Annotated in this window: 8 protein-coding genes and 1 pseudogene; 2 read left to right on the forward strand and 7 right to left on the reverse strand. The window is 58.3% G+C overall.

Annotated elements, in window-relative coordinates; translation table 11 throughout:
• Positions 1-320 precede the first annotated feature (320 nt).
• Positions 321-2,198, forward strand: a complete 1,878-nt coding sequence (locus tag FCN15_RS09870) for a PucR family transcriptional regulator (RefSeq protein ID WP_238996604.1) — start codon at positions 321-323, stop codon at positions 2,196-2,198.
• Here FCN15_RS09870 and FCN15_RS09875 read toward each other — a convergent pair.
• From FCN15_RS09875 to FCN15_RS19695, 7 genes and pseudogenes are all read right to left on the reverse strand, one after another.
• The gene (locus tag FCN15_RS09875) at positions 2,164-3,528 is read right to left on the reverse strand and encodes an aspartate aminotransferase family protein (protein WP_138494911.1); all 1,365 of its coding nucleotides are present in this window, start codon (positions 3,526-3,528) and stop codon (positions 2,164-2,166) included. The genes FCN15_RS09870 and FCN15_RS09875 overlap by 35 nt on opposite strands.
• Before the next feature lie 49 nt (positions 3,529-3,577).
• Positions 3,578-5,047 (reverse strand): CoA-acylating methylmalonate-semialdehyde dehydrogenase, encoded by a 1,470-nt coding sequence (locus FCN15_RS09880; RefSeq protein WP_138494845.1) that lies wholly within the window; start codon positions 5,045-5,047, stop codon positions 3,578-3,580.
• A 155-nt stretch (positions 5,048-5,202) separates the two neighbouring features.
• On the reverse strand, positions 5,203-6,300 hold the full coding sequence (locus tag FCN15_RS09885; RefSeq protein WP_138494846.1) for an ABC transporter substrate-binding protein: 1,098 nt from the start codon (positions 6,298-6,300) through the stop codon (positions 5,203-5,205).
• A gap of 600 nt (positions 6,301-6,900) precedes the next feature.
• Positions 6,901-7,896, reverse strand: coding sequence for an ABC transporter permease (locus tag FCN15_RS09890; RefSeq protein WP_238996605.1), 996 nt, complete (start codon positions 7,894-7,896; stop codon positions 6,901-6,903).
• Positions 7,893-8,705 carry an ABC transporter permease gene (locus FCN15_RS09895; protein WP_138494847.1) on the reverse strand — a complete coding sequence of 271 codons (813 nt, stop codon included), beginning with the start codon at positions 8,703-8,705 and terminating at the stop codon, positions 7,893-7,895. Before FCN15_RS09895 ends, FCN15_RS09890 begins: the two co-directional genes overlap by 4 nt.
• Positions 8,706-8,710: 5 nt before the next feature.
• Positions 8,711-9,493, reverse strand: coding sequence for an ABC transporter ATP-binding protein (locus FCN15_RS09900; protein WP_138494848.1), 783 nt, complete (start codon positions 9,491-9,493; stop codon positions 8,711-8,713).
• Between the two features lie 130 nt (positions 9,494-9,623).
• Positions 9,624-9,749 (reverse strand): annotated as a pseudogene (locus tag FCN15_RS19695) (pentapeptide repeat-containing protein); the annotation flags it as partial.
• Between the two features lie 141 nt (positions 9,750-9,890).
• On the opposite strand from FCN15_RS19695, the gene FCN15_RS09910 reads away from it, so the two are divergent.
• Entirely contained in the window at positions 9,891-11,474 is a 1,584-nt protein-coding gene (locus FCN15_RS09910) for a histidine kinase N-terminal 7TM domain-containing diguanylate cyclase (RefSeq protein ID WP_138494849.1), read from the forward strand.
• Positions 11,475-11,553: the final 79 nt, after the last annotated feature.

Here is an 11,553-nt window from a genome sequence, read left to right on the forward strand (position 1 = left end):
CAGCTGAAGCTCATACAGGATTCATCTTTAAATTAAATCTTTAATTAAATGTTATGTTTATTGCCATGAAAAATAACTTTTTAAGCCTATTTTACAAAAGTAGTTCTATACAAGAAGGATTCTTGTAGTAAAATAAGCATCAACATCTTTATCCGCCTAAAGGTCTACTCTTCACTTCCTCATCAAGTCATCTATTCTCACATCGCTTAACCACATGATAGTCAAATCGCATTTTCGTTACATTAGACACTTTGTCAAATTTCAGGATTGTTTTTTTTACGGAAGAAACAAAATCAGAATGTGCGAAGGGGGCAGCGGGAATGGACGACAACCGGGTAATTCAGAGCCTGCAGGGCAAGGACAGCACGCTGGATAAGGGATATGGCAAAGCACAGGGGGACCACCGGGCCTTCGAAAGACATGACATGACGGATGAAAAAGAACTCGCCCGCGCACATGCGCACGCGCCTGCACCGGATCAAAGACACGGCGGATGGACGGGGACTGAAGGCCGCGAGCTGGACTTTACCGTGCTTGAGGCGCTGGCGCGCCCGCTGTTCGCCGGTGCCCGGGTGGCTGCCGGGGAACGAGGCCTGGCAAGGCCGGTCCGCTGGGTCCACGTGCTGGAAAGCGCCAATTTCGAAAGCCTGATTCACGGCGAGGAGATGATTCTGACAACCGGCGTCGGGTTTACGGCAGACGGCATGTCGCCGGTGACGTTTATGGATAATTTGATCAAGAAAAATGCGGCCTGCCTGTGCATCGAAGCCGGGCCTTACTTCCGGGAGATTCCCGCTGAAATGGCGGCGCTGGCCGAGGAACGCGGCTTTCCGCTGATCCTGTTCCCCCAAACCGTCCGCTTTGTGGACATTACGCTCGACCTGCATTCCCTGATCATCAACCGCCATCACCTGATGCTGCAGGAGCTGGAGAGCACGTCCAGGGCGTTCTACAAGCTGAGCCTCACTTCCCAGGGCACCCAGAAAATTCTCCAGCTGCTCCAGCAGAACACCCAAACCCAAATTGTTTATTATCCGCTTCAGGGTAAACCGCTCGTCCTGCCCGCCCTGCCCTCAGGCGAACAGCAGGCGTACACCGATTATCTGGCCGGACTGGCGGAAGAACATGAGACCCAGAGCCGGACCGATCACCTGCCTGCGTTCCGCGAGTTCCGGGGGCGGCAGGCGGTCATCAAGCCGGTAGGCGCTTTGGATCAGACGTGGGCGTATCTGATGCTGCTGACTCCGGGCAGGCCCCGCGAATACGACTGCCTGCTGCTGGATTCGGCCTCCCTCTCCATTGCCCAGGAGCTGCTGCGGACCCGCTATATGGAAGAGCGGAAATGGTTCACGGAAAATTTGTGGGTCGATGACCTGCTCGGCGGAAGGCTGACAGAGGACAGCCGGCTCAAGGCGATGGCCGGACCCGACTTTCTGACGCTGAACGAAAGTCCCTTCCGGGTCTGCATGCTGGAGCTGCGCAGCCGGACGCAGGACAAATGGAACGCGGCCGAAACGGAATGGGAAACGGCGAGGTTCCATCTTCCGCTGCTGCTGCGTTCCATTTTTGAGAAATATGCCTTCCGCCCCCTCATGACGATGAAAAATAACCGGATCGCGGTCATTGCGCTTGACCTGAAAGCGAAGCAGCCTTCGAAGCTGCGCCTCCAGCAGGCCCTGAACGGGCTGCTCCACATTGCCGCCGGGGATAAATTCAAGGACCATACGATTCTGATTGGCGTCAGCAAACCCCGTACCGGGCTGAAAAATGCCGCAGCCGCCTGCAGCGAGGCCTCCCAGGCGCTTGGCCTGCAGCCCTGCAGCCGGTCGGAGCTGCTGTTCTACGAGGATCTCGGCGTCTTCCAGCTGCTGATGAGCCTGAACGACGGCACCACGCTGGAGTCCTTCATCCGCAGCTACCTGGGACCGCTGATTGATCATGACGAATGCAAAGGCAGCGAGCTGCTGCTCACGCTGCGCGTCTTCCTCGATCATGACGGCTCCAAGCAGATCGCGGCGCGGAAGCTGTTCATTGTCCGGCAGTCCCTATATTACCGGCTGGAGAAAATCACCGAGCTGCTCGGAGAGGACTTTATGGAGCCGGAGAACCGGATTTCGATCCAGGTCGCCCTGCGGGCGTACCAGTTTCTGCACCCGGAGAAATTCACGCTTCCGGAAACCCGCTCATCACAGCTTTAAGCGTACTGATGATAAAATCGATATCCTCATCCGTTGAAGCAAGCGGCGGCGCCAGGGTCAGCACATTGTTGAAGCCCGCTACGGTGTCGCCGTTCTTGCCGATGATCAGCCCCTGCTGCTTGCACCGCCCGATGACCGCCTTCACCGTGTCCAGCGGAGCCGGCTGACGGGCTTCTTTATCCGCCACAAGCTCGATGCCCAGGATCAGCCCGAAATGGCGGATGTCGCCGACAAGCGGGTGCTCCAGCAGCACCGACAGTTCCTGATACAGCCTTTCGCCAAGCACGGCCGCGCGGCCGACCAGCTGCTCTTCCTCCATCAGCTCCAGGTTGCGCAGCGCCAGGGCGCAGGCCGCCGGATTGCCGCCAAATGTGTTCACATGCCGGAAATGGCTGTATTCGTCACTCGCATCCTTGAACGCCTCATAAATATCCTTCCGGACAGCTGTAGCCGACAGCGGCAGATAGGCACTGGTGAGCCCTTTGGCCATCGTCACGATGTCCGGCTTCAGCCCGAAATTCTGATGCCCGAACTTCCTTCCGGAACGCCCGAAGCCGCAGATGACCTCGTCCATAATCAGCAGCACGCCGTATTTCCAGCAGATCTCCTGCACCCGGTCCAAATAAATCTGCTCCGGCACAATGACCCCGCCGCCGGTGATCACCGGCTCCATAATCACGGCTGCCACCGTTTCGGCTCCTTCCCAGATGATCATATCCTCGATGGCCTGCGCGCACTGCAGATTAAACTGCTCCAGCGTCTGCCCTGCCGGGCGGCGGTAGCCGTCAGGCGGACTGACATGTAGGAAGCTGCCGGAGAGCGGCTCATATTTGTATTTCCGCTGCGCCTGGCCGGTCGCGGAGAGGGCGCCCATCGAGCTGCCGTGATACCCCCGGTATCTGGCAATCGTCTTGTGCCGCAGCGGCTGGCCGGTCTGCTGGAAGTACTGCCGGACGATTTTGAAAGCCGCCTCGTTCGCCTCTGACCCGCTGTTGGAGAAGAAGATGACATAGTCGCCCTCCAGCCATTCGTTCAGCTTCTCGGCAAGCTTAATCGCCGGCATATGGCTCTGCGTCAGCGGAAAATAAGGCAGCTCCAGCAGCTGCCGGTAGGCCGCTTCGGCCAGCTCCTTGCGTCCATATCCCACGTTCACGCACCACAGCCCGGACATGCCGTCCAGATAGCGGTTCCCGCCCAGATCGGTAATCCACGAGCCGCTGCCGCTGGCTGCGATCATCGGCGGATTCTGTTCGCTGTACGGGGTGATGTTGTGCCATAAATATTTCCGGTCCTTTAACAAGGCTTCTTCCGTTTCTTCCGTTTCTTCCATACCGGCGGACTTCTCCAGGTTCAGCATGCGGATCCTCCCTTTCTTCGCCCTAGTAGCGGGCCGTAATCATCTTCTTGCGGGTGTAAAATTCAACGCCGTCACGCCCGTTCGCGTGCAGGTCGCCGTAGAAGGATTTCTTGTAGCCCGAGAACGGGAAAAAGGCCATCGGCGCCGGAACGCCCAGGTTCACGCCCAGCATGCCTGCATCAATCTCATCGCGGAACTTCCGGACCGCCCTGGCGCTGTCCGTATAAAGGCACGCTCCGTTGGCGAATTCGGACTGATTGGCGACCGCAATCGCCTCGTCCAGGCTGCTGACGCGGACGATAGACAGCACCGGCGCAAAAATCTCGTCCCGCCAGATCGACATCTCTGTCGTGACCCCGTCAAACAGCGTCGGGCCGAGGAAGTAGCCCGGCGAACCATCCGCCGCGGCGGCATCCAGCCGGCCGTCCCGGATGAGCTTCGCGTTCTCGCGTTCGCCCGCTTCGATGTACGAGGCGGTCCGGTCTTTGTGGCTCTGCCGGATGACCGGACCGAGGAACACGTCCGGCTCCCGGCCGTCGCCGATGACAAGCTCATCGGCGGCCTTCAGCAGCCTGCCGATCAGCTCGTCGGCCACGTCCTCGTGGACGACGACCACCGAGCAGGCCATGCAGCGCTCGCCCGCCGACCCGAAGGCGGCGGAGGTGATGTTGCGGGCGGCGTTGTCGAGATCGGCGTCCGGGAGGACGATCGAGTGGTTTTTAGCGCCCGCGAGGGCCTGCACCCTTTTGCCATAAGCGGTGCCGGTCTTGTACACGTATTCGGCCACCGGCTGGGAGCCGACGAAGGAAATGGCCTTCACGGCCTCGTGCTCGAGCAGCGCGTTCACGACGTCATGGGCGCCGTGCACGAGGTTCAGCACGCCCGGCGGGAAGCCGGCCTCGAGGAACAGCTCGGCCAGACGGCCCGCCAGCAGCGGCGTCCGCTCCGACGGCTTGAGCACAAATGTATTGCCGCATGCCACGGCAAGCGGGAACATCCAGCACGGCACCATCATCGGGAAGTTGAACGGCGTGATCCCGCCGATGACGCCCAGCGGATACCGGTACATACCGGATTCGATGCCGGAAGCAATGTCCGGCAGCTGGCTGCCCATCATCAGTGTCGGCGCCCCGGCGGCGAATTCCACGCATTCGATGCCGCGCTGCACCTCGCCCATGGCTTCTTCCAGATTCTTACCGTTCTCCAGCGTAATCAGCTCTGCCAGCTCTTCCCGGTGCTTCAGCAGCAGCTGCTGGTATTCAAACAGGTAGCGGGCCCGGCGCGGGACAGGCACCTTCCGCCACATGGCAAAAGCCTCGGCAGCCGCCCTGACCGCCTCCTCCACCTCCGCTTTGGAGGACAGCGGCACAGAGGCAATGACTTCCCCGGTAGCCGGATTATACACATCTTCATAACGTCCGCTGCCGGACTCCTTCCATGTGCCGCCGCACAGGTTCTGCAGCTTGAGCTTCTCTGTTTCGATGGATGACAAGGCGCATTCCTCCGTAATAGGCGCGAAAGGCCGCTGGCTCGCCGCGGCCCTTTGCCCTTCGATTAGTGTGTCCTTCGATTAGTGTGTCCTTCGATTAGTGAGTAAGGTGTAAAGTGATGGTGTTCGCTGATTTGTTCAGTGAGGGTGACAAGCCGCTATTTTGAGGCCATCTCCACAATTTCATTGGTGAAGGCTTCGCTCACATTCGCTTCCTTCTTGATGACGCCGAATTGCAGGGCGATGTCGGCCGTTTGCTTAAAGGCGGCTTCGTCGGTGTAGCCCAGCTTCGAGCTGTCAAAGCCCTCCGGCTGGATCAGCTTGCCGACCTCCTCCATCATTTTCAGCTGGTGGTCGCGGGTGGTGCTGCCTTCCTCAGCCACTTTCATGACGCTGTCAATCGCCGCTTCCGGCTCGGCAATGGCATCCTGCCAGCCTTTGAGCGAAGCGCGGACGAACTTGGCCGCCGTATCCTTGTTCTTGGCCAGCCAGTCTTTGTTGGCGAACAGGTTATCCTCCAGCATCGCTACGCCTTCATCGTTCATGTCGATGATGTTCATATCCGAAGCCGCAACGCCGGATTCCAGCGCAACCTGGTACTCGTTATAGGTCATGGCGGAAGCCGCGTCGATCTCGCCGGTCAGGAACTGGTCCATCGTGAAGCCCTGCTTCGTAAACTTCAGATCCTTGTTCTGATCCAGCTTGTATTTGTCAAACAGGGCCAGCACTTCAAACTCGTTGCCGCCCATCCAGTTGCCGACCTTCTTCCCTTTCAGGTCCGCCGGAGAATTGATTCCCGCCGATTTCTTGGAGATCAGCACAAGGCCGCTCTTCTGAAAAATCTGGGCGATCTGCACCAGCGGCATCCCCTGCTCCTGGCTCGTCAGCAGGCTCGCCACCCAGTCGATGCCGATGTCGGCTGTCCCGCCGGCCACCTGCTGCTCAGGCACGATGTCCGGGCCGCCCGGCAGGATCTCCACCTTCAAGCCCTCCTGCTCGTAATAGCCTTTATCCAGCGCAACGTAATAACCTGCAAACTGGGCCTGCGGCACCCACTTCAGCTGCAGCTTGACGGTGACCGGCTCTGCGGATGTCTCCGTGCTTGCTGACGGTTCACTGGAGCTGCCTTCCGCGGCAGCGGCCGGCTCGGTGCTGTTATTGCTTCCGCCGCAGCCTGCCAGGATGGAGATCAGCAGCATGACGGCTGCCAGAAGCAGGGCCGGTTTCAATTTGAATGGTTTGGGTTTGGAGCTCATTTGGTTTCCCCCTTTTTGTATGTGGAGCTGCACTCGAAGCGGGTTGGAGCGGTGCAGCTGATGTACGGATTCGGAAAAATGGTGCGGCGCCCGGTGGAATGCGAGCTGCGGCGCGGGCTCGGATGCCGGATGGGACCTTACTTTGGCGCTGGCTCCGAGTCCGAATGTTCCTATGATCGCTGTTGCTCTTGGATTCCTTTAACTTTGAATTGAGTGGCGGGAATCCAAGAGCAAAGGCGAACGCTTCGCTTCTCCGGAATCATTCGGCCTCTGCGCAGGGAAGCTGGAGGAATGAGAAACTGCCTTATAAGTGCGGGGCCAAGCAGATAGAATGGTGCATAGAATCGGGCTTGGAATCGGGCTTAGAATTGGCTTGGAGTCAGGCATGCAATCGTGCTTACAGCCTTGCTCACATCGGCGCTTACATCCGTGCTTACATCCGTGCTTACAACCAGGACTCCAACAAGGCGGACATCAACCACGCTTCAGACCAGGGTCCAGCCTTGGGAGCAGCAGCGTTGCTCCACGTTTTTTATTTTTATAGCAGGGCGCGGCGCAAGCATGGCCGTTCCCTTTTTTCCGGCTGGACGGGTTCGGTCATCAGCTTCCAGCGGCGTCACGGCGGGAGGGGTGCCACTTGAGGAAGGCTTTCTCCAGGCGCTCGACGACGAGGTAGAAGAGGATTCCGGCCAGGGCGGCGACAACGATGCAGGACCAGCCGAGCGGCATTTGGGCAATCTTGATGGAATTGGAGAGCAGGTAGCCGAGGCCTCGTGAGGAGTAGAAAAATTCGCCCACGATGGCGCCGATCATGCTCGCCGTGGTGTTGATCTTCAGGGCGGTGAATACATAAGGCAGGCTGTTTTGGATGCGCAGGTGCCGGAATACGGCGCCCTTGCCTGCTGCGTAAGACTGCATGAGGTCGATCGCCAGCGGGTCAACCGCTGTCATGCCTTTATAGGCGTTCATAGCCATAGCCGCCATGGTGGTCGCCGCCACGATAGCCGCCCGGGAGCCGATGCCGTCCCCGAACCACAGGTTCATGATCGGGGCCAGGGCGACAATGGGAACGGCGTTCAAAGCGGCGGCTAGCAGCAGCCCTGAGCTGCCCCATTTGGGCCAGGAAACGGCGAGCAGCGCGACGCCGAATCCCAGGGCTGAGCCGGCCAGCATGCCGAGGATCGCTTCGGCCAGCGTGTAGCCGCTGTAAGAGAGCAGCAGGCTGAAATTGTCCTGCAGCGCCTCGGCGATTGCGCCGGGCAGAGGCAGCTGGTACTTTTGCAGGCCAAACAGCTTATGAAACAGCCCCTGCTGCCACAGGACAATGAAGAGAACGCCCGCCAGCAGCGGCAGTCCTACGGCGGCAAGACGGCTGAGGAGAAGGGTGCGCCGCATTCCCGGATTTCCCGGATTTCCTTTAGCTTCAAGGCTGTGCCCGGTCCCGGCAGGTGCGCCTGCTCCAGGACCGGCTCCTGCACCTGTTCCCCCGCCCGAACTGGAAGCCGCATGGATACCTGCGCCGATCAGCCCGCGTTCCTTCGCCCCGGTGTATGGCATTTCGCTGACTGTATTTCCTGCCGTATTGCTTTCCATCATTCTCCGCCTCCTTTAGGCCGGAACTCCGGCTGCCATGGGGATACCAGCCGTTCCAGCAGGCTCATGAGCAGGTAGCTGGCAATGCCCATTACGGCTCCGGCAAGCACGGTGGCCCAGAACATGTAGGTATGCGAAGGGCCGTAATATAAATTTCTGAGCATAATGACGCCGACGCCGTGCTGCGCGCCCATCAGCTCCACCAGGATGGCCCCGGTGACCGCCAGCGGAGCGGCGATTTTCAGCCCGCCGAACAATCCAGGCAGCGCAGCCGGCAGGCGGACCTTCCAGTATACCGCCCACGGTTTGGCCGCATAGGAATGCATCAGCTCCAGCGAAGCGGCCGGGACACTGCGCAGCCCGCGCAGCATATTGAGCGCAACAGGGAAAAAGGTAATGTAACCCGAGATCAGAATCCGGGACACCTGTTCATCCCTGACAATGCCGTAGATAATCGGCGCAAGTCCAAGGATCGGAATCATCTGGGAGGCTACGGCATAGGGGAACGCCAACCGTTCTACCCAAACCGAAAGGCTCATCAGCACGGCCAGCAGCCCGCCCGCCGCGGCTCCCAGCAGAAATCCCAAAGCAGCATTGCCGATCGTAACGCCGCCTTCCTTAAGGAGCGTATGGCCGTATTTCCAAAAAGCAGACGCCACTTGATGAACAAAGGGCAGCCTGGACTGGGCCAGCGGAACCCGGGCGACATGCAGCAGAAACCACGACAGCCCCTCCCATACCACCAGCAGTCCTACAACCCAGACCGCGAGCGGAATCAGCTTATTTCGAATTAGAAGCGCCTGAGGCCTCATAGGGTTCACCTTCCTTCAAAACTGCCGCGTATCTTAGCAATCAGTTCGAAAAATTCAGCGCTGTCACGCATCTCCGGCGTGCGCGGCCGCGGAAGCGGAATATCCACCACGGCCGACAGCCGGCCAGGATGAGGAGACAGCACAAACACCCGGTCTGACAAGAAGATGGATTCCGGAATGCTATGTGTGACAAAGACGACCGTATTCTTGACCTTTGCCCAGATCGACAGCAGCTCCTCATTCAGCCGCTCCCGTGTAAATTCATCCAAAGCCGAGAAAGGTTCATCCATCAGCAAAATTTCCGGCTCCATCGACAGCGCCCTGGCGATCGCCACCCGCTGCTGCATCCCCCCGCTCAGCTGCCAGGGGTATTTGTCTTCAAAGCCCTTCAGCCCGACCAGCTCCAGCAGTTCCATCGCCTTCTCTTCACGCATCGCTTTCTTCATTCCCATCAGCTCCAGCGGAAGCGTAATGTTATGCTTTACCTTCCGCCATTCATACAGCACGGGGCTTTGAAACACGATTCCGTATTTCCGGGCGAGCCGCGCTTCGCGCGCGCTTTTGCCCGCGACCTTGACCTCGCCGGAGGTCGGCTGAATCAAATCCGCCATCAGACGGAGCAGCGTAGTTTTGCCGCAGCCTGACGGTCCGAGCAGGGACACAAACTCGCCCTGGGCAATGTCCAGGCTGACCTGCTGGAGCGCAAGCACCTCGGCCGCCGCTGTCCGGTATTTCATCTCAACGCCTTCAAACCGGATTTCAGGTACACTGTTTACCGACAGCCCCATTTTTGATATCCCCCTTATATGAACTTGATTTCGTGTGAGCTTTCATACCCTTTTTCTGACCTGTTTATAAAAAAGATTCGCTCTCATGTTGGATTAACTAACATGTTACACGGTTGCTTCCAAAGGCTCATTAGACAAAAAGTAAAGAGCTCTGCCGGAAATTTCGTCGTTTTGTCCAGCGGAGCTCTATTAGCGAGGAAGGAAGTTTACATCCGGAAAGATTACATTCGGAAAAATTACACCTGGAAAGTTTACATCTGAAAGTTTACGGGCGGCAGCTGCTCTTATTTCTCCGGATTCCTTCATCCAAATTGAGTTAAATGTGTTACTATTTACTTGATTCCTATGATTACAGACGGACTGATTCATTGAATCCCAAGGAGTGACAACACGGCTGATGGGCTCTCTAAATACCGATTACATTGTCATTATTTCGTTTTCCGGCGTTCTTCACGTATTTCTCGCATTTCTTGCTTATTTCAGGCGGGCGGACTTTCAGGGTGCAAAAGCTTTCGTCGCGATTGCCGTTACCTCTGCGATCTATATCTTTGGTTATGCCCTTGAACTGTCCAGCGGCACCCTAAATGAAATCCGTTTCTGGACCAAGGCGGAGTATCTCGGCCTGCCGTTCATCTCCCCCGCCGATTTGGTGCTGGTCCTTTATTTTGTCGGGCTGGACAAGCTGGTGAACCGGATTACGCTGCCGCTGCTGTTCGCGGTTCCGGCCGTGTCGTGTGTTATGGCTCTGACCAATGATGCGCACCACCTGCTCTACCGCGAAATCTATTTACGTCCTGATACCCCTTTCCTGACGGCCGATATTGTGATGGGCCCCTGGTACATCGTGCACGGTAGCTACACGTTCGGCTGCCTGTTTGCCGGCGCCTGCATCATCATCGCGAAATGGAATTCCATGAAGCACAATTACAAATGGCAGATGCTGACCATTCTGATCGGCATTCTGCTGCCTTCCGCGGCTTCCCTGGCTTATTTGCTCGGGCTTTCGCCTTACGGCATGGACCCTGTCCCTGTCGTGATGAGCATAACTTCAACGCTGTACATCCTCGCGATCTGGTCCAGAGGCATGCTGTCCGCAGCGCCGATCGCACGGGAGAACCTGTTTGCCAATCTCGTCGACGGCGTGCTCGTCACCGATTTGTCCGGGAGAGTCATCGACTACAATCCATCTGCCGAACGAATGATTCCCGAGCTCGACGCTTCCATTATCGGGAAGCCGCTGCTTCTGCTCATGGAGCAGGCCAGCCCGGAGGCGGCTTCTTTTGTAAGAAACAGCGTCCCTGACATCAAGTCAGAGACCCGGGCGAAGTGGCTGCGCAGCGGGCAGACCCTCCATTACCTGCTTCGGTCGACCCCTGTCCTTAAGAGAGGCGGGGGCTGCGTCGGGCGGATGATCAAGCTCACGGATGTGACGGAGCAGACGGTCCTGCAGGAGAAGCTGCGGTTTATGGCAACCCGGGACAGCCTGACGGGAGTGTACAACCGGGGATACTGGCTGGAACAGTCCCGCGAGGCGCTTGCGCGCTGCAGGCAGCTTGAACGGCCGCTGTCCCTGATCCTTCTTGATGCCGACCATTTCAAGAGCATCAATGACAGCTACGGCCATGACATTGGCGACCTGGCACTGAGGCATATGACGGGCATAGGCTCCGGCCATTTGCAGGACGACTGCCCTTTCGGCCGGTACGGGGGCGAGGAATTTGTGATCTGTCTCCCCGGCATGCCTCTTGAGGAGGCCGGCCAGCTGGCCGAAGCGATCCGGGAGGAAATCGCCGCAAGCCCGCTGATGACGGCAAAAGGGCCGGTCTCCTTTACGTCCAGCTTCGGCGTTGCCGACGACCGGAGCGGCAGTACGCTGGAGGAAATTCTCAGCGCCGCGGATGAAGCCCTTTACCGCTCCAAGCACAGCGGGCGGAATCAGGTGCACCTGACCCGGAGGCGGACGGCAGCTTCAGCGCCGTGAATGCAATGGCCTGATGAAGAAATCCTCCGGTTCTGCACAAGCCAAAAAAAGAGCCAATACCCGCATACGCAGGATTGGC

The sequence above is a fragment of the Paenibacillus pinistramenti genome (assembly GCF_005869875.1).
GTDB classification, from domain to species: Bacteria; Bacillota; Bacilli; order Paenibacillales; family Paenibacillaceae; genus Fontibacillus; species Fontibacillus pinistramenti.

What these genes read in the sequence shown, in the direction of transcription:
- FCN15_RS09870 (WP_238996604.1), top strand. Translation starts at nt 321, where the DNA reads ATGGACGACAACCGGGTAATTCAGAGCCTGCAGGGCAAGGACAGCACG.
- FCN15_RS09875 (WP_138494911.1), bottom strand. Translation starts at nt 3,528, where the DNA reads ATGGAAGAAACGGAAGAAACGGAAGAAGCCTTGTTAAAGGACCGGAAA.
- FCN15_RS09885 (WP_138494846.1), bottom strand. Translation starts at nt 6,300, where the DNA reads ATGAGCTCCAAACCCAAACCATTCAAATTGAAACCGGCCCTGCTTCTG.
- FCN15_RS09890 (WP_238996605.1), bottom strand. Translation starts at nt 7,896, where the DNA reads ATGATGGAAAGCAATACGGCAGGAAATACAGTCAGCGAAATGCCATAC.
- FCN15_RS09895 (WP_138494847.1), bottom strand. Translation starts at nt 8,705, where the DNA reads ATGAGGCCTCAGGCGCTTCTAATTCGAAATAAGCTGATTCCGCTCGCG.
- FCN15_RS09900 (WP_138494848.1), bottom strand. Translation starts at nt 9,493, where the DNA reads ATGGGGCTGTCGGTAAACAGTGTACCTGAAATCCGGTTTGAAGGCGTT.
- FCN15_RS09910 (WP_138494849.1), top strand. Translation starts at nt 9,891, where the DNA reads ATGGGCTCTCTAAATACCGATTACATTGTCATTATTTCGTTTTCCGGC.